At 71.5% G+C, this 17102-nt stretch carries 14 protein-coding genes; 6 read left to right on the top strand and 8 right to left on the bottom strand.

The features are described from left to right. The first annotated feature begins 11 nt into the window (after positions 1 to 11). From KYK13_RS03250 to KYK13_RS03240, 3 genes are all read left to right on the top strand, one after another. On the top strand, positions 12 to 500 hold the full coding sequence (locus KYK13_RS03250) for a MerR family transcriptional regulator (protein ID WP_223641875.1): 489 nt from the start codon (positions 12 to 14) through the stop codon (positions 498 to 500). After that, entirely contained in the window at positions 497 to 3241 is a 2745-nt protein-coding gene (locus tag KYK13_RS03245; RefSeq protein ID WP_223641873.1) for a VIT domain-containing protein, read from the top strand. The genes KYK13_RS03250 and KYK13_RS03245 overlap by 4 nt, the downstream gene beginning before the upstream one ends. Positions 3242 to 3341: 100 nt before the next feature. Next, positions 3342 to 4466 (top strand): hypothetical protein, encoded by a 1125-nt coding sequence (locus KYK13_RS03240; RefSeq protein ID WP_223641871.1) that lies wholly within the window; start codon positions 3342 to 3344, stop codon positions 4464 to 4466. Positions 4467 to 4474: 8 nt separating this feature from the next. Here the strand turns inward: KYK13_RS03240 and KYK13_RS03235 are convergent, their stop codons facing one another. Together KYK13_RS03235 and KYK13_RS03230 are read right to left on the bottom strand one after the other, a co-directional pair. Continuing rightward, positions 4475 to 4768, bottom strand: a complete 294-nt coding sequence (locus KYK13_RS03235) for a YkvA family protein (protein ID WP_223641869.1) — start codon at positions 4766 to 4768, stop codon at positions 4475 to 4477. A gap of 93 nt (positions 4769 to 4861) precedes the next feature. Further along, entirely contained in the window at positions 4862 to 5917 is a 1056-nt protein-coding gene (locus tag KYK13_RS03230) for an ABC transporter ATP-binding protein (RefSeq protein ID WP_223641867.1), read from the bottom strand. 153 nt (positions 5918 to 6070) lie between these two features. Between KYK13_RS03230 and KYK13_RS03225 the strand changes: the two genes are divergently transcribed. Then, positions 6071 to 6703, top strand: a complete 633-nt coding sequence (locus tag KYK13_RS03225) for a nuclear transport factor 2 family protein (RefSeq protein WP_223641865.1) — start codon at positions 6071 to 6073, stop codon at positions 6701 to 6703. A gap of 96 nt (positions 6704 to 6799) precedes the next feature. On the opposite strand, the gene gyrA is transcribed toward KYK13_RS03225, so the two are convergent. From gyrA to KYK13_RS03210, 3 genes are all read right to left on the bottom strand, one after another. Further along, positions 6800 to 9598, bottom strand: coding sequence for a DNA gyrase subunit A (gene gyrA, locus KYK13_RS03220; protein WP_223641862.1), 2799 nt, complete (start codon positions 9596 to 9598; stop codon positions 6800 to 6802). Positions 9599 to 9871: 273 nt separating this feature from the next. Then, the gene (locus KYK13_RS03215) at positions 9872 to 10639 is read right to left on the bottom strand and encodes a tetratricopeptide repeat protein (RefSeq protein WP_223641860.1); all 768 of its coding nucleotides are present in this window, start codon (positions 10637 to 10639) and stop codon (positions 9872 to 9874) included. A gap of 150 nt (positions 10640 to 10789) precedes the next feature. Then, a complete protein-coding gene (locus tag KYK13_RS03210; protein WP_223641858.1) occupies positions 10790 to 11635 on the bottom strand; it encodes a class I SAM-dependent methyltransferase in 846 nt (281 codons plus the stop codon). Between the two features lie 306 nt (positions 11636 to 11941). On the opposite strand from KYK13_RS03210, the gene KYK13_RS03205 reads away from it, so the two are divergent. Together KYK13_RS03205 and KYK13_RS03200 are read left to right on the top strand one after the other, a co-directional pair. Further along, positions 11942 to 13276, top strand: coding sequence for a Xaa-Pro peptidase family protein (locus KYK13_RS03205; RefSeq protein WP_223641856.1), 1335 nt, complete (start codon positions 11942 to 11944; stop codon positions 13274 to 13276). Between the two features lie 151 nt (positions 13277 to 13427). Next, a complete protein-coding gene (locus KYK13_RS03200) occupies positions 13428 to 13787 on the top strand; it encodes a response regulator (protein ID WP_223641854.1) in 360 nt (119 codons plus the stop codon). Positions 13788 to 14034: 247 nt separating this feature from the next. On the opposite strand, the gene KYK13_RS03195 is transcribed toward KYK13_RS03200, so the two are convergent. Genes KYK13_RS03195 through KYK13_RS03185 form a run of 3 tightly spaced genes read right to left on the bottom strand, consistent with a single transcriptional unit; the run spans position 14035 to position 17094 of the window. After that, the gene (locus KYK13_RS03195; RefSeq protein WP_223641852.1) at positions 14035 to 14838 is read right to left on the bottom strand and encodes an acyl-CoA thioesterase II; all 804 of its coding nucleotides are present in this window, start codon (positions 14836 to 14838) and stop codon (positions 14035 to 14037) included. A 22-nt stretch (positions 14839 to 14860) separates the two neighbouring features. Beyond that, a complete protein-coding gene (locus KYK13_RS03190; RefSeq protein ID WP_223641850.1) occupies positions 14861 to 16468 on the bottom strand; it encodes a TIM44-like domain-containing protein in 1608 nt (535 codons plus the stop codon). After that, the gene (locus tag KYK13_RS03185; protein WP_223641848.1) at positions 16465 to 17094 is read right to left on the bottom strand and encodes a TPM domain-containing protein; all 630 of its coding nucleotides are present in this window, start codon (positions 17092 to 17094) and stop codon (positions 16465 to 16467) included. Before KYK13_RS03185 ends, KYK13_RS03190 begins: the two co-directional genes overlap by 4 nt. Between the last annotated feature and the right edge of the window lie 8 nt (positions 17095 to 17102).

Below are 17102 nucleotides of genomic sequence, written 5' to 3'. Positions count from 1 at the left end.
CTGTCAGGTTCGTGAGCACGCCCAAGACACAGACGGAGTGGAAGCTGGCCGCGCTGGCGGAGGAGGTGGGCGTCTCGCCTCGCACGGTCCGCTATTACGTCCAGCGAGGCCTGCTGCCCGCGCCTCCCTTCAAGGGGCCGGACACGGTCTACGGAGAGGAGCACCGGGTGCGGCTCAAGGCCATCCGGGTGCTCCAGGCGCGGTTCCTGCCCCTGGACGCCATCCAGGCGGAGCTGCTGCGGCTGTCGCCGGAGGAGCTGCGCCGGCTGGCGGAGTCGCCGGTGGGCCCGGGGACGCCTCCGGTCCCGGAGGACGTGGCCCGGGTGCCCCCGAAGCGGCCGGGGAGAGACCCGACGGTGGAGGTGGCGCGTTACCAGCGCTGGCTCCTGGCGCCGGGGTTGGAATTGCACGTGTCGGAGCAGGCGGAAGCGAAGGTCCGGGCGCTGGCGGAGCGGGTGCGCGCCCTCATCGAGGAGTCCGAGGAAGGAACGCCGTCATGAACGAGCAGGCGAAGTGTGGGCTGTTCACGCGTGAGGGGGCCCGGGTGCCCCTGCAGGGAGTGGAGGTCACCGGAGAGCTGCTCGGGGGGCACGCGCGGGTACGCGTGACGCAGCGCTACCGCAACGACGAGAAGAAGCCGGTGGAGGCCATCTACACCTTCCCCCTGCCCTCCGACGCGACGCTCAGTGCCTTCTCCATGACGTGCGCGGGCCGCCGCGTGGCCGGCGTGGTGAAGGAGCGCGAGGAGGCCTTCCGCGCCTACGACGACGCCATCACGGAAGGGCACGGCGCGGCGCTGTTGGACCAGGAGCGCGCCAACGTCTTCACCGCGCAGGTGGGCAACCTGCTGCCGGGCGAGGAGACGCGGGTGGAGGTGGAGTTCCTCCAGACGCTCACCGCGGAGGAGGGCAGCGTGCGCTGGATGCTGCCCACGCTGGTGGCGCCCCGCTACATCCCCGGCGCGGTGCACGGCGACCGCACCGGCCACGGCGAAGCGGCCCCGACGACGCGGGTGCCGGACGCGGACCGCATCACCCCGCCGCAGGGCCCGGTGGACTACGGGATGCGGATGGACCTGCTCATCGACGTGGGCCGTGACGTGGTGGTGGAGAGCCCATCCCACCGGCTCACCGTCACGAAGGACGGCACGCGCACGCGGGTGAACCTGCAGCGCGACGCGTTCCTGAAGAACCTCGCGGGCGACGAGGTGGCGCTGAACCGGGACGTGGTGCTCACGATGCGCAACGCCCACCCGGACGTGATGCTCACGCCCGTCGTGACCCACCGGAAGGCGGAGGGCCCGGGCACGTTCGCGCTCACGGTGGTGCCGGACCTGCTGAACCTGGCGACGACGCCGCCCCGGCAGGAGGTGGTGTTCGTGGTGGACACGTCCGGCTCCATGGACGGGGACAGCCTGCCGCAGGCCCAGGCCGCGCTCCGGCTGTGCCTGCGCCACCTGCGCGAGGGCGACCGCTTCAACGTCATCGCGTTCGAGAACGCGTTCCGCTCCTTCTCCGCGCAGACGGTGCCGTTCACCCAGCGCACGCTGGAGCAGGCGGACGCGTGGGTCGCGGCGCTGCGGGCCCATGGCGGCACGGAGCTCCTGGAGCCGATGGTCACCGCGATGAAGGCCGCGCCGGACGGCGTGGTGGTGCTGCTGACGGACGGCCAGGTGGGCAACGAGAGCGAGATCCTCGACGCGGTGCTCGCGGCGCGCGGGACGGGGCGGGTGTTTTCGTTCGGCATCGGCACCAACGTGAGCGACGTGCTCTTGCGCGAACTGGCGCGGCGCACGGACGGCGCGGTGGAGTTCATCCACCCGGGGGAGCGCATCGACGAGAAGGTGGTGGCGCAGTTCTCGCGGGCGCTCGCGCCGCGCGTCACCGACCTGGAGGTGGCCTTCGACGGCGTGGAGGCCAGCGAGCTGGCTCCGTCCACGCTGCCGCCGCTGGTGGACGGCACTCCGTGGACGCTCTTCGGGCGCTATGCGCAGGCGGGCACGGGCAGCGTGACGCTGAAGGGGAGGTCGGGCCGGGAGCCCTTCTCCCTCACGGTGCGGCTGGCGCTGCCCGCGCAGTCGGACCGGCCGGTGGTGGAGAAGTTGTGGGCCGCCGAGCGCATCCGGGGATGGATGGACGCGGGGCTGGTGGGCCGGCGCGCGGACGCGATGAAGGAGCGCATCGTGCGGCTCGCCATCGAGCACCAGCTGGCCACGAAGTACACGTCCTTCGTGGTGGTGGAGGAGCGCCAGGGCGACCGTCGCGCATCCGGCACGCCGGAGACACGCGTGGTGCCGGTGAGCGCGCCCGCGGGCTGGAACATGTTCAACGCGGCCCCGCACGACGTGGACGACGACATGCCGGCGCCGGCGCCCGTGTTCGGAGGCGCGGCTCCGAGGCCGCTCATCCAGGTGAGGCGGGCCACTTCCTCGCAGAGGCCGATGCCCGCGCCCGGAGCGATGCCTGGAGGGGTCAGCCGCTCCCGGGGCGGCGCGGTGCCTGCGCCGCCTCCGAGCGTCGCCGCCCCCGCCTCCGCGCCCGCGCTGGGGCCTGAGCCCACCACCGGCGCCTCCATCCAGGAGGAGTTCGCGGATGGCGCCGGGGCCACGGGAGCCGCCGCGCCCATGGAGCGCAGGGAGCAGGAGTCCACGAAGCGGAAGAAGGAGAAGGGCGGCATCTTCGACCGGCTGATGGCCGCCGCGAAGCCTCACAAGGCCGCCGCTCCAGGGGCGCCGACTCCTGCGCAGGCGGCTCCGCGCGCCCAGAAGGCGGAGGTGCTCTACGAGCAGGCAGCGTCCCGGACGCTGTCCGTGGAGGAGGAGTCCCTGTCGCTGTCCGTGGCGGAGGCCCCCAGCTTCACCGAGGACGTGGGCGACCTGTTGGGCCGGCAGCTGGCGAACGGGCTGTGGGCCGGCACGGGTGAGGGGCCGGAGCCGGTGCGCCAGGCTCGCGCCACCGCCCGGGTGCTGCTGGTGCTCCTGCGCGAGGGCATCACCAGCAGCCACCCGCTGCACGGCGCGCAGGTGAAGAAGGCCGTGGACGCGCTGCTCGCGCTGGCCGCGCAGCTGGGACAGGCACCGGACGTGGCGGAGCTGGCGCTGGGCGTGGCGTGGCTGGTGGCGGCGGGGCCTCGCACGAGGGGCCGCATCGAGCAGGCCGCGAAGCCTCTTCCGGGCCTGGGCGGACGGCTGGGGGACACGGCCGCGCTCCGCCAGCACCTGGAGACGCTGGTGGCGCGGTAGGCCCCCGCGTGGTGGCACCCGGGCCCCATGCCTCCTCCAGGAGGAGCGGGGTCCCGGGTCTCCCGCTCCGTCCCGGGGGTCGACTAGGGTGGCCGCCCGCATGCTCCTCGCGCCCTTCGTCCTGGCCCTCCTCGTCGCCGCGCAGCCCGGTCCCCTCCCCCAACCGTCCGCGGGCGCCGTGTCCGCGCCGCCGCTCCTGGCGAGCGACGAGGCCTGCGCCGCCGAGTCCGACTACGCGGCGGGCTTCGATGCGCTGGTGTACGGACAGGATGCACAGGCGCTGGAGCTGCTGGAGCGCGTGATGCTGGTGTGCCCCCACCATCCTTACGCACCGGAGCTGGCGCGGCTGGCGCGGACGCGGCTGGAGCCGGGCGCGCGGCTGGCGCAGGACACGCTGGCGCGGCCGGGGGCGCTGCCGCCGGAGGCGGTCCCCAGGGAAGCGCCGTCGCAGGGGGCCCGGGCATCGTTGACCGTCGTGCAGACGATGCACGGGGTCACCCAGGGCATCCTGCTGTGCGCCATCTCCCACTGTCAGGACACTCGGGCTTACGTGGCGCTGTCGCTCTTGGGCGGCGGCGCGGGCGCGGCGATTTCGCTGCTCACGACCCGGGGCGGGCTGACGCAGGGCCAGGCGGCGGCCATCAACTCCGGAACGGTGTGGGGCTTTGGCTATGGCCTTGCGTCCATGAGCTCGTTCGACCTGGAAGGGGACCAGGCCACGGGGATGGTGATGGCGGGGGCGCTGGGCTTCACGGGCCTGGGCATCCTGGTGGCGGAGTTCGCGCGGCCCACCGCCGGGCAGGTGTCGCTGACGAACTCGGGCGGCCTGTGGGCGGGCGTGGTGGTGGGGCTGCTGATGGCCACGCAGGAAGGCGAGACGCGCGACTTCATCGGCATCGAGCAGGGCGTGGTGGGCGCGGGCCTGCTCACCTTCGCGCTCGTGTCGCGCAACCTGGACATCTCCCGGGGCCGGGTGCTGCTCATCGACGCGGGCGGCATCCTCGGCGGCCTGGTGGGGTTGAGCGCGCTGTACCTGGCGCTCAACACCGACAACAGAGATGCCCTGCTGGTGGGCACCTCCGTGGGCGTGGTGGCCGGCCTGGGGACCGCGACGTTCCTCACGCGTGACTTCGATGCGCCAGACGCCACGCCGGCCGTCTCCGTCGTCCCGGCGGCCATGGGACGTCATGGGGGGATGGGGCTCGCGGTGCTCGGGCAGTTCTAGACCGCCGGCTAGGAGTGGCGGCGCAGCGTCGGCTCGCGCGTCCGGCCCTCCTCGTCACGCGGGAGCCCGTCGAACGCCGGTTCGCCGGACGGCGTGCTGGGACGCCAGCGCTGGACCTCGCGCACCACGAAGAAGGCGGCGGCGGACAGCACGCCCAGGTCGTCCAGCCAGCCGAACACGGGGATGAAGTCCGGAATCGCGTCCACGGGCGACACGAAGTACAGGATGGCCAGCAGCCCGGCCAGCTTGCGCCACGTCGCCACCTGCGGGTCGCGCAGGTAGTGGAAGAAGCGGGTCCCCATTCCTCGAAGGCCTGCGATGTTCATACCCCTCCCTACGCATGGGGGACGCGGGTGATTGCACCATTCGTGCCCGGGGCTCGCACGCCCGGTGTGCTAGCGGGCCGGCCCAGCTGTCTCCTCCAGCACATCCGCGCGGCCCGCGACCTCCAGGCGGGCGCGGCCGCCCTCGCGAAACGGGGCCGAGGCCGGGGCGCGCACCACCAGCGCCATGCCCGCGCAGGACACGGTGAAGTCCACGTGCGCGCCCCGGAAGGCGCGCTCCAGCACCTCCGCGCGCAGCGCGCCGCCCACCGCGACGCCGTCCGTGTCCGGGACCAGCCGCAGCGCTTCCGGGCGCAGGGAGAGCATCACCTCGCCGCGGGCGTCGGTGGTCAGCGGCACGTTGCCCAGGGCCGTGCGCGCGACGCGGCCGAAGGCGGAGCCGGGCAGCAGGTTGGTGCCCCCCAGGAAGTACGCAGCGAAGGCGGTGCGCGGCGCTTCGTAGACGGACTCGGGCGTGCCCTGCTGCTCCACCGTGCCCGCGCGCAGCAGCACCAGCCGGTCCGCGAAGGCGAGCGCGTCGGCCACGTCGTGTGTCGCGAAGAGCACGGCGGTGCCTCGCGCCTTGAGCACGCGGCGCAGCTCCCCGAGCAGCGGGCCGCGCAGGCCAGCGTCCATGCCAGCGAAGGGCTCGTCCAGCACCAGCAGCTTCGTGCCGGAGGCCAGCGCGCGCGCCAGCAGCACCCGCTGCCGCTGTCCCCGGGAGAGCGTGCCGCAGGTGCGCGACTCCAGGTCCTCGACTTGGAACATCGCCAGCATGCCGCGCGCGTGCGCCAGGCCCTCCCCCTTGGGCTGCACGCCCATCACCACGTCGCGCACGGTGAGGCCGGACTCGAGCTCGCCGTCATGGAGGACGCGGCGCAGCGGGCGCTGCTCCGGGGGCACGAACACGTCCGGACCGGCGACCACGCGGCCCGCGAGCGAGAGGGTGCCGGAGCTCGGTTCTTCCAGGCCCGCCACCAGCCGCAGCAGCGCTGTCTTCCCGGAGCCGGAGGTGCCCATCAGCGCCACCACGTCCCCCGGCTCCAGCGCCAGCGACACGTCCCGCACCGCCGGGGCAGTGGCGCCAGGGAACTTCAGGGTGAGGGCATCGAGCGAGAGGAAGGCCATGACGGCGGGCACACTACGGTGCGGCACCGGCCGGGCCAAGCACCGGGTCCCGTCTCCGGGGACTGCCGGACGCATGGCTCCCCGAACCGGCTGCGGCGCTTCCCACCGCGAGGCTAGGCTCCCGTCCCGCCCTTCCCTCTTCCGGGAGTCCCCATGTCGCGCCTGCTCATCGCCTGTGCCGTCCTGTTGGGAGCCACGTCCTTCGCTCAAGCCCCCGCCACGCCTCCGCCGCAGCCCAAGGCCACGGCCGCCCCCGCCGCTCCGGAGAAGCAAAACCCGGCGAAGACCGCCGCGATGCGCGCGCAGGCCGCGCTCGCCCAACTGCCCAAGGCGAAGCCGGAGGACGTGAAGTCCCAGGACGCCATCCTCAAGGCCCTCTATGACGTCATCAGCGGACCGGCTGGCGCGCCCCGCGACTGGCAGCGCTTCCGCTCGCTGTTCTATCCGGGTGCCCAGCTCATCCCGCTGGGGAAGCCGCCGGGCGCGACCACGCTGGCGGCCCAAGCCATCACCCCGGACGACTACGTGGCGTGGGGCCAGGAGGCCACCGCCACGCACGGCTTCTTCGAGAAGGAGATTGCCCGCCAGACGCACGCCTTCGGCGGCCTGATGCAGGTCATGAGCACCTACGAGGCGCGCGGCACGCAGGACGGGCCGCTCATCGCCAAGGGCGTCAACAGCATCCAGCTCTTCAACGACGGCCAGCGCTGGTGGGTGATGAACATCTTCTGGCTCGACGAGGCCACCGCCGGCCTCAAGGTGCCCCAGGACCTCACCTCGAAGTAGCCCCGGCACCTGTTCCCACGAAGAGGGCCGGGTCCCGGAGCGCGCATCGAAGCGCGTCCCGTGCCCGGCCCTCCCGTACCGCTACCGCCTCAAGCCTCAGCCTTCCGAGCCGGGCTCACCTTCGGAGCCGGCCGAGCCCGCCGGAGCCTCCGAAGCATCCGCCAGCGCGGCCTCCGGGGACGCCTCGGCGCCGGACGCATCCACCGGCGAGGTGGTCTCCGTCTCCTCCTCGGACTCCTCGCCCTCCGGCAGCTTGGAGATGGCCATCACCTTCTCCTCGCCGTTCTCCAGCGCGATGAGGCGCACGCCCTGCGTGTTGCGGCCGATGACGGAGATCTCCTTCACCTTCATGCGGATGAGCATGCCGCCGTTGGTGACGAGCATCACCTCGTCGCTGTCCTTCACCTGCACCACGCCCACCACGCGGCCGTTCCGCTCGGTGGTCTTGATGTCGATGATGCCCTTGCCGCCACGGCCCTGCTGCCGGTACTCGCTGCCCTCCGTGCGCTTGCCGTAGCCGTTCTCCGTGACCGTGAGGATGGCGCTGCTCTGCTCGGCCGGCGTCTGGCCCGCCTCGGGCTCCTTGTCCAGGAGGTCCGCGCCCACTACCTCGTCGCCGTCCTCCAGCGTGATGCCCTTCACGCCGTAGGCCTGACGGCCCATGGAGCGCACGTCCTCTTCCTTGAAGCGGATGCTCATGCCCGTGGCCGTGGACAGGAGGATGTCCTTGGTGCCGTCGGTGATCATCACGCCCACCAGCTCGTCGCCCTCGTCGATGCCCAGCGCGATGATGCCGCTGGCGCGGACGCTCTCGAACGCGCTCAGGTCCGTGCGCTTCACCACGCCCTTCTTCGTGACGAAGAAGACGTAGCGGTTCTCCGGGAAGTCGCGCGTCACCAGCACCTGCGCCAGCCGCTCCCCCTCCCCGAACTGCACCAGGTTCACGATGGCCTTGCCGCGCGAGGTGCGGCTGCCCTGCGGAATCTGGTGCACCTTCAGCGAGTACAGCTTGCCCTTGGTGGTGATGGGCATGAGGTACGCGTGCGTGCTGGCCACGAACACCTTGGTGACGAAATCGTCCTCCTTCGTCCCCGCGCCCGTCTTGCCGCGCCCGCCGCGCTTCTGCGCCCGGTACTCCGACAGGGGCGAGCGCTTCACGTAGCCCGTGTGCGACAGCGTGACCACCATCGTCTCTTCGGCGATGAGGTCCTCGCTGGTGATTTCATCCACCGCGCCGGTGATCTCCGTGCGGCGCTTGTCGCCGTAGCGCTCGCGGATCTCCATGAGCTCCGCCTTGATGACGGAGAGCAGGCTCTTCTCGTTGGCGAGGATGTCGCGCAGGCGCGCGATGTCGCGCACCAGGCCAATCAGCTCCTTGAAGAGCTCCTCGCGCTGCAGGCCGGTGAGGCGCTGCAGGCGCATCTCCAGGATGTTCTGCGCCTGGTCCTCGCTGAAGCCCGCGCCCTCGTACTTGTGCTCCAGGCCGCCGTAGGCCGGCTCCTCGTTGCGCGCGCGGCTGACCAAGAGCTCCATCTGCGCCTTGGCCTTCGCGTAGTCGATGCGCTCCAGGTTCTGGAAGCGCTCGCGCGTGTAGAGCTCCGGCGACAGGATGTGCATCAGGCCCCAGCGCGCTTCATCCGGGTCGCGGGACGCGCGGATGAGGCTGACCACCAGGTCGATGAGGTCCTGCGCGACGAGCAGGCCTTCCACGATGTGCATGCGCGCCAGCGCCTTGCGCAGCTCGTAGCGCGAGCGGCGCGTCACCACATCGCGGCGGTGCGCGATGAAGCGGTCCAGCAGCTCCTTCAGGTTGAGCGTGCGCGGCTGCCCGCCGTCGATGGCCAGCATCACCGCGCCGAACGTCGTCTCCATCTGCGTCATGGAGAAGAGGTTGTTGAGCACCACCTGGGAGATGGCATCGCGCTTGAGCTCGATGACGATGCGCATGCCCTGCCGGTCGCTCTCGTCACGGATGTCGCTGATGCCCTCCAGCTTCTTCTCACGCACCAGCTCGGCGATCTTTTCAATCAGCCGGGCCTTGTTCACCTGGTAGGGGATCTCCGTGACGATGATGGACTCACGGTCCCCCTTCTTGCTCGTCTCGATCTCCGTGCGCGCGCGGATGGTGATGGACCCGCGGCCCGTCTCGTAGGCGCGGCGGATGCCCTCGCGGCCGGTGATGATGGCGGAGGTGGGGAAGTCCGGCCCCACGATGAACTCCATCAGGTCCAGGACGGTGCAGCCCGGGTTCTCGATGAGGTGCAGCGTGCCGTTGATGACCTCCGTCATGTTGTGCGGCGGGATGTTGGTGGTCATGCCCACCGCGATGCCGCTGCTGCCGTTGACGAGGAGGTTGGGGAACTTGGACGGCAGGACGAGCGGCTCTTCCAACGAGTCGTCGTAGTTGGGACCGAAGTCGACGGTCTCCTTGTCGATGTCGGCGAGCAGGTCCTCCGCCAGCCGCTCCATGCGCACTTCCGTGTAACGCATGGCCGCCGGCGAGTCGCCGTCCACCGAGCCGAAGTTGCCCTGGCCGTCCACCAGCAGGTAGCGGAGGCTCCACTCCTGGGCCAGGCGCACCATGGCGTCGTAGACGGAGGAGTCGCCGTGCGGGTGGTACTTACCGATGACGTCACCCACCACGCGCGCGCTCTTCTTGTAGGCGCGGTTGTGGAGGTTGCCCAGGTCGTTCATCGCGAAGAGGACGCGACGGTGGACGGGCTTCAGGCCGTCGCGCACGTCCGGCAGCGCGCGGCCGATGATGACGGACATCGAGTAGTCGAGATACGACCGGCGCATCTCGTCTTCGATGTTGATGGGGATGAGCTCTCCGGCGCCGCTCGACGGAGGAGGCGCGGGGGGCGTTGCCGGCGTGTCGGTGGTGTCGTCAGCCATGGGCTCTGGAAGGTGCGGACGGGCCCCGCGCGAGGGGGGCTCCGCCCGATGGGAGAGTGTTCGTAACCCCCGGATTTCCCTCAGTCAATAAGGGAAACAGGGGGGATTCGCCCCGGCTGCCCGCCCGCCCGGTTTCAAGCGTTTGGGAGGGCCTTTCCGGGGCGCCCGGATGGAACATCCGGGCGGTGCGTTTTCAGCCCCACCGCAGGCCGTTTCCCGGGCCGGATTCCGGACGGTTTCCGGGGCACCTCCCGGGCCATTCCGGGCCCGCTTTCAGGCCTTGGGGCGGAGGTTCGCGGCCAGCCGTTCGGCCTCCGCGCCCACGCCGCCCTCGGGGTCCCGGGCCCTGGCCGCTTCGAACGCGGCGAGCGCGCCTTCGCGGTCGCCGCGCAGCTTCAGCGCGACGCCCACGTTGAGGTGCGCGGAGGCGTTGTCGCGGTCCATGGCCAGGGCTTCGCGGAACAGCGTGAGGGCCTGGTCCACGTCACCGGACAGGAGCGCCTCGCGGCCCGCCTGGACGCGCTTGTCCGCGTCGTTGACCAGCTCCACCTCCAGCACGCTCTTGCCCACGACGTTGGCCACGAGCACGCGCAGGATGCCGCCCCAGTAGAACGACAGCCCCTCCGCGGCGACGACGGCGGCCAGGGGCAGGTCGGGCAGCAGCTGCTTGCCCCGGAACTTGAAGCGGACCTTGGTGTAGCGGCCCTTGTTGGTCCAGTGGACCAGCTCACCGCGGAGCTTCTGGAAGCCGGCCTCCAGCTGGGCCGGATCGATTTCGAAGGGCAGCACCCGGCCCTTCGTTTCACCGGCGGGCAGGCTCTTGGGCGTGGCCGCGCGAGGGTCGGCCGCGGGGCCGGCGTCGAAGACGGGCTCGGCCTCCAGCACGGGGGGCTTCGGGGACGACGCGGAGGCGCGGCGGGGCTCCACCATCTCCACCTTCGCCTTCACCGGCCGGGCCGGTGTCTTCGCGGGCGCGGCGGGGCGCGCGGGCTGCTTCTTCTTCGCCTTCGCGGGGGACTTGCGGGGTGCCGTCTTTGCCATGGGGCCACTCTAAGCGACCCACTCCCCCGCCGCTCGTGAAGTCGTGCGAAGACGCAGTCGTGTAGACGAAGTCGTCCGGAGACGCAGTCGTGTAGACGAAGTCGTCCGGAGACGCAGCCGTGTAGACGAAGTCGTCCGGAGACGGCCGCGCTAGGTGGGGCCTGGACGGTGGCCCCAGACGCCCACCATGAGGCTGGGCACCAGGACGGCGCCGTGGGAGTGCAGCTCGGCGGTGAGGCGGGCGACCAGCGTGTCGATGTCCACCTCCATGGCCAGCGCCACGCCCAGCCGCTCCATGTGGGGCAGGAGCGTGCGCACGGTCTCCACCAGGGCGTGCGTGGGCTCCGCGTCCGGCGTCACGCCCAGCCGTCCGCCCACCACGCCGTCATCCACCACCAGCCCGGCCCTGCGCAGCGTGGACACGAGCTCCAGGCCCATGTGGACCTTGATGCCCACGCGTTCGCAGGTGGGCAGCATCCAGTTCCAGATGCGGGTGAACAGGGGGAGCTTCGGGTGCATCAAGCCCATGGCCGCCAGCTCCAGCTCATGCAGCGCCATCACGCCGCCGGGGCGCAGGTGCTCCGCCATGCGGCGCACGAAGGACACCGGGTCCGGCTGGAACATCAGCACCAGCCGGCAGACGATGGCATCGAAGGGGGCGCCCACGGGCAGGGACTCCAGGCTGCTCTGCTGGAAGCGCACATGGGACAGGCCCTGCGCTTCGGCGCGGTGCTTCGCGCAGGCGAGGACACGGGCCTCGCGGTCGACGCCCACCACCTCGCCCGTGGGGCCCACCATCTGCGCGGCGAGGAAGGACACGGCACCCACGCCGCAGCCCACGTCCAGCACGCGCATGCCGGCCTTGAGGCCGGCCCCGCGCAGCACCCCTTCCGTCAACGGCGCGTACACCTGGGCCTGGAGCATCAGCCGTCGCAGCTCCCGGTCCTCGTTGCTCGGGACGTACTCCGCGGCGGCATTGGTTTCTTCGACGCGCATGGGGCCCCCCCAGGGGTGGCGTGGATGAAGCGGCCCGCACGCTCGCAATTCCTCGCACCGCTGGCGCTGTCCCCCGGTCCCAGGCGAATGACAGACACGAACGCCACGCCTCTTCCGGAGGGAGGTCTGACATGCGCTGGAGGACAGGCCCCCATCCCCCACGAAGGCTTCACGGCTGAATCCCGTGAAGCCAGCAGGTCGCGAAATGCGTTGCATGGAATGCGCGTGGGGAGGGCGGATCCGGCTTGGCCCGGCGTCCGGCCGTGGAACAATCCGCGCCCTCCCCCCACCAGGAAGAGCGCATCCATGACGCGTGTCCGGCCCGTCCTCCTCTCCGCCCTGCTGCTTGCCTCCCTTGCCCATGCGGCGCCCGCCGTGCCCACCGCGGAAGGGGCGTGGCCGCGCGTGCGCAAGGAGCGCATCCAGAAGCTGCTGCCCCAGGCCATGGCGCGCGCGGGCGTGGACGCGTGGGTGGTGCTCTGCCGTGAGAACGACAACGACCCGCTCGCCAGCCACGTGGGCGGTGAGAACGCCGGCGGCACCGCCGCGTTCCTGTTCCTGCGCGACGGCGACACGCTGCGCTCCACCGCCCTCTCCCCCGAGGGCGAGGCCACCGCGCTCCGGGACATGGGCGTCGTGGACGAGGTGGTGGCCTTCGAGCGCGGCGCGGACGTGAACGCGCTCATCGCCGCGCGCCTGGCCAAGGCGAAGCTCACGAAGGTGGCCATCAACGCGTCGGAGCGGATGTCCATCGCGGATGGCCTGTCCGCCACGCAGCGCGCGAAGCTGGAGGCGGCGCTGTCCCCCGCGCTGCGCAAGAAGCTGGTGTCCTCCGAGGACCTCGTCTCCGAGTGGCTGTCCGTGAAGACGCCGGAGGAGGTGGACATCATGCGCAAGGCCGCGGACCTCACCGCGAAGCTGGAGGAGGAGGCGTACCGCACCGTGGTGCCCGGCAAGACGCGGGACTCGGACGTGGCGCGCTTCCTCAAGAAGCGCATCGCGGAGCTGGGCGTGGGTGACGGGTGGCAGCCGGACCAGAACCCCAACGTGAACAGCGGGCCCACGCGCGGGCACTCGAACGCCACCGACCGCGTCATCCAGCCGGGGGACTTCATCCAGACGGACTTCGGCATCCGCGTGGGCGGCACGTGGGTGACGGACATCCAGCGCTTCGCCTACGTGCTGGCGCCGGGCGAGACGCAGCCTCCCGCGGAGGCGCTGGCGAAGTGGGAGAAGTCGAAGAAGGGCAGCCGCATCGCGCTCGCGGCGATGAAGCCCGGCGTGCGCGGCTACGACGTGGACAAGGCCCAGCGCGACTGGATGCGCGAAGCGGGCTCCGAGCCCGTGATGTGGGGCACCGGCCATCCCGTGGGCTACTGGGCCCATGACGCCGGCCCTGCCCTGTCCGGCGCGGCGTCCGGCAAGCCTCCCGCGGGCTCCGCGCTGCGCAAGCTCCAGCCCGGTCAGGTGTTCGCCTTCGACGGCTTCTTCGCGTGGAAGGACGGCAGCAGCCCGGACGCGCTGCGCATCCTCTCCGTGGAGGAGATGGCCGTCGTCACCGACACCGGCGCCGAGTACCTCAACCCACCCCAGGAGCAGCTCATCCTCATCCCGTCTCCCGTCACGCCCGCGAAACACTGACAACCTCCGGCCTGGAGCCCACCCACACGCTACGACGTGGGTGGGTCCGACCCCGGCGACCTGGACGGAGGGACGTGGCGCGTGGGGGCGTGGGCTCGGCTACACTCGGGCGCATCGCCGCGCCGGAGAGGCGCTGCTGGAGGGCCTGCCCATGCCAACCGTGCTGGTCATCGACGATGACCTCTTCGTCCTCGCGACCGTGGGAGACGCCCTGCGGGCCGCGGGCTACACGGTGCTCACGGTGCAGTCTCCGGCGGAGGCGTTCCACCTGGACCTCAAGAACGTCGCCGCCATCCTGTGCGACTACAACATGCCGGACATGAACGGCTCCGACGTGCTCGCCGCCATGCGCGAGTTGCAGGGGTGCCGGGCGCCGTTCATCTTCCTCACCGGCCACTCGGAGCTGGATGACCTGCTGCCCGTGGCCATCCGCTACGGCGCGGAGCTGCTGCCCAAGCCGGTGGACCCGTCCGAGCTGACGCGGCTGTTGCGCAAGCAGATCGCCGCCTGAGCGGCGCGTGCGCCTCAAGGTCCTCACCCTGAACGTGGCCCATGGGGCGCGGTTCGCGGTGCCCCTGCACCTGGATCCGTCCTCCGCGGCGGAAGGCGAGCCCACGTACCCCGTTCCGCACGCACGCCAGCGGGTGGATCAGGTGTTGAGCTCCCACGCCCTGCGCTTCACCCGCTACGCGCTCGTGCCCGACGCCATCTCCGACCCCCACGCCGCGGTGGCCGAGCGGGTGTCCGCCGATGACTGTTCAACCGAGCACGGCGACGAGCTGCCGGCACTGCGCGAGCAGCGTGCCGTCCTGCGCCCAGAGGAGCTGGGTCTCCTCCGTGTAGCCCTCCGCGGCCTGACGTGAGCGGCCGGTGCGCAGGTAGTGCGCGTCCGGCGCGATGCCCGCCACCGGGAACGTCTGGAAGAACTGCACGCTGAAGTCCACGGACGCCGCCGCGCGGAAGCCCTCCAGCCGCGACAGCACGGACGGCGGATACGCGTCCATCAAGCCCACGCACAGCGGCGCGTCCAGCGCGGTGGGGACGCGAGGCCGCAGCCAGCCGCCCACCTCCGCCTCGGGCCCGCCCGAGTACGGCGCCGAGCCCACGCAGTAGCGGTACTCGAAGAAGCGGCAGAAGTCCGGCATGGGAATGTCGTCGGGGATGGGCGCGAGCGTCTGAGGCGCGGGCACCTTGGGCATGACGAAGTCCATGTACCCGGGCGCTCCGCCGCGAGCGGCGCCGAAGGTCGCCGTGGCCACGGCCACCACCACACCGCCGCTCTCCACCCGCGCGGTGGCATGGGTGACGAACTTGCCGGCGCGCTCGATGCGCGTGTGCAGGTCCGCCACGCCCTCCGCCGCGGGCGAGCAGAAGTGCACGGTGAGCGAGCGCACCGGCCTGCTGGCGTCATTGAGGTGGTGCTCCAGCGCGCGCAGCACCTGTCCCGCCACCACGCCACCGTAGGCACCCCGGCCCTGATACCAGGCCGCCTCGTAGCGCGAGCGGTAGTGCCCGGATTCCAGCGGTTCAACGACGGTGGCGGCGAGGAAGGGTGCGGTCATGATGCGCCGCATCCTAGTTCCATCAACCCTGGTACGACTCGTCCTGTTCGATGCGGCTGAGCACCCAGTCGAACTCGCCGGACGTCACCCGTGCCTGGCAGTGCGTGCAGTGGCCCGCCATGTTGATGGACAGCGGTGCGCCGCACGACGGGCACTTCTTCTCCGTGGAGGGCCTGCCCTGCACGCCCCGGCCGCGGATGAGCGTCCAGTATTCGCTGTAGGCGCGCTCCCGGTGGCGGCTGCCACCCACGACCTCCCCGTCCGCGTCCCGCACCGTGTAGTCCAGGCTGGACGCGAACACGCGCAGGGTGACGGCGTCGTAGTACGCATCCCGCGTCACGCGCGCGAGCACCATGTGGGTGATGTGCGCGTTCTCCGTGATGTTGCGCAGGCCCGCCTGGCGGTAGGCGTTGATCCAGTACAGCTGCGTCTGGAAGAGGTTGTCGCTGAGGAAGGGCCGCATGCCCTTCCACTCGCGCGCGGCCCACGCGGTCTGCATCTCGTGGAAGATGAACTCCAGGCGCTTGCGCAGGGCCAGCGGCGTCGCGTGCGGGTCGTCGTGCTGGAGCGCGTTCAGCCGCTCCTGGGCGCGCGGGTCCTTGACGGTGGGCAGCTCCGTGCCCTCCTCCTGCGTGGTGCCGGTGAGCTGCGGGCCGCGCCGCTCGCGCTCCTGCGAGGCCACGCGCGTCACCACCCAGTCGAACTCGCCGGTGTTCACCACCGTGTCGCAGTACGAGCACTTGTGGCCGTGCACGTTCTCCAGCGGCGCGCCGCAGTTGGGGCACTTGAACGCGCGAGCGTCCTCGGGTGGCCGGGACTTCGCGGACGCGTCGCGCTCCAGCTGCCACTCCTCCGCGACGTACCAGCTCTGTTCGGAGCCGCGGGAGACCTCCGTGTAGTTGGCCTCGAAGCGCAGGACCACGCTGACGCGGCGGCTGCTCGGGCCCACGCCCCTCACGTCCTCGTACGTCACGGCGCCCACCACCACGGCCTTCACCGCGTCCGGCGTGCCCAGCTCATGGAGCGACGCGATGGCGCCGTCGGACAGCCAGCCGCCCAGCGTGTCCAGGCGGCCGCCGCCGCGCGCCTCGTGCACGCGGGCGAAGAGGGAGTAGACGAAGTCCTCGAAGAGGACGATGGAGAACTCTGGATCCAACGGCTGCGTCGACCCGTCCGAGCCCTTGGGCCCCACGCGGGCCAGCCCCGCGAGCTTCGTTCGCAACGAGCCCTGACGCCGGGGCGGCGGTGGCGGTGCGTGGGGCTCGGCAGTGCTCCAGTCCTCTCGTCCCAAGGCGGCCCTCAGGTTGACGAACACGATCGCCACCACGCCCAGGACGACGATGAGCATGCAGATGCTCCCGAACGTGCCTCCTCCGTCCGAGGACGACGAGCCGCTGGAGCCGTAATAGCGGGGACTGGAGCTGTACGAGGACCGGCTGCTGCTGGAGCCGAAGGAGGACGACGAGCTGCGGCTGCTCGACGAGCTGCGGCTGCTCGACGAGCTGCGGCTGCTTGATGAACCGCGGTAGCTGTTGCCGCCGCCGGGGCGCGCCTCGGAGTCGGGGAGCGAGGCGAAGCCCAGCCCGACGAGCAGCGCGACGAAGAGGAGGACGGAGCGCGAGCCCCTCACGCCACGGCTCCGGGCATGTCCGGCAGCTCGTTCACGTCATCCTCCAGGCGGGGCAGTACGCGCGCCAGCGGCGCCTGGAAGCGGCGCAGGGCCTGGAAGAAGGGCTCGGACGCGGTGGACGCCGTCAGCGCGGCGGACACTTGCGTGAGCGCGTCCTGCCACTCCGCGCCCATGAGCGAGGTGTCCACGCCGTAGTCGGTGAGGACCTCCACGCGGCGCTCGAAGAGGGAGACGAACACCAGGATGCCGGTGCGGCGCGACGTATGTGACACGCCCAGCTCCGTGAACGCCGCCCGCGCCGCGGTGCGCACGGAGTCCTCCTGGAGCTTGCGCGGCGTGAGCGCGCGGCGCAGCGACGGCAGCAGGCGGCCTCCCATCACGCCTGCCGCATAGGACAGGAGCACGATGGGCGGGAAGGCGAAGAGGTGGACCTCCTGCGGGATGAACAGGAGGATCAGCAGCATGACGAAGGCGACGGCCGCGCCCAGCCTTGCGTCGATATGGGCGTAGGGGCTGGAGGCCCGGCGCACGGCCACCACGACCTCGGCGGAGGTCTGGGACTCAATGGCCGCGACGGCTTCAGCGGCCTGGGGGCGAGCGGCGTCTTCGAGGAGGGTGATGGCCATCGTGGGCG

This window comes from Corallococcus sp. EGB (genome assembly GCF_019968905.1).
GTDB lineage: Bacteria > Myxococcota > Myxococcia > Myxococcales > Myxococcaceae > Corallococcus.
This window is presented reverse-complemented; position numbering and strand designations above follow the sequence as displayed.

Excerpts from the sequence above, each read along its gene's own strand:
- KYK13_RS03230 (WP_223641867.1), bottom strand. The coding sequence starts at position 5,917 with ATGGCCTTCCTCTCGCTCGATGCCCTCACCCTGAAGTTCCCTGGCGCC.
- KYK13_RS03185 (WP_223641848.1), bottom strand. The coding sequence starts at position 17,094 with ATGGCCATCACCCTCCTCGAAGACGCCGCTCGCCCCCAGGCCGCTGAA.
- KYK13_RS03235 (WP_223641869.1), bottom strand. The coding sequence starts at position 4,768 with ATGGGGACCCGCTTCTTCCACTACCTGCGCGACCCGCAGGTGGCGACG.
- KYK13_RS03205 (WP_223641856.1), top strand. The coding sequence starts at position 11,942 with ATGACGCGTGTCCGGCCCGTCCTCCTCTCCGCCCTGCTGCTTGCCTCC.
- KYK13_RS03210 (WP_223641858.1), bottom strand. The coding sequence starts at position 11,635 with ATGCGCGTCGAAGAAACCAATGCCGCCGCGGAGTACGTCCCGAGCAAC.
- KYK13_RS03215 (WP_223641860.1), bottom strand. The coding sequence starts at position 10,639 with ATGGCAAAGACGGCACCCCGCAAGTCCCCCGCGAAGGCGAAGAAGAAG.
- KYK13_RS03200 (WP_223641854.1), top strand. The coding sequence starts at position 13,428 with ATGCCAACCGTGCTGGTCATCGACGATGACCTCTTCGTCCTCGCGACC.
- gyrA (WP_223641862.1), bottom strand. The coding sequence starts at position 9,598 with ATGGCTGACGACACCACCGACACGCCGGCAACGCCCCCCGCGCCTCCT.
- KYK13_RS03195 (WP_223641852.1), bottom strand. The coding sequence starts at position 14,838 with ATGACCGCACCCTTCCTCGCCGCCACCGTCGTTGAACCGCTGGAATCC.
- KYK13_RS03245 (WP_223641873.1), top strand. The coding sequence starts at position 497 with ATGAACGAGCAGGCGAAGTGTGGGCTGTTCACGCGTGAGGGGGCCCGG.
- KYK13_RS03225 (WP_223641865.1), top strand. The coding sequence starts at position 6,071 with ATGTCGCGCCTGCTCATCGCCTGTGCCGTCCTGTTGGGAGCCACGTCC.
- KYK13_RS03240 (WP_223641871.1), top strand. The coding sequence starts at position 3,342 with ATGCTCCTCGCGCCCTTCGTCCTGGCCCTCCTCGTCGCCGCGCAGCCC.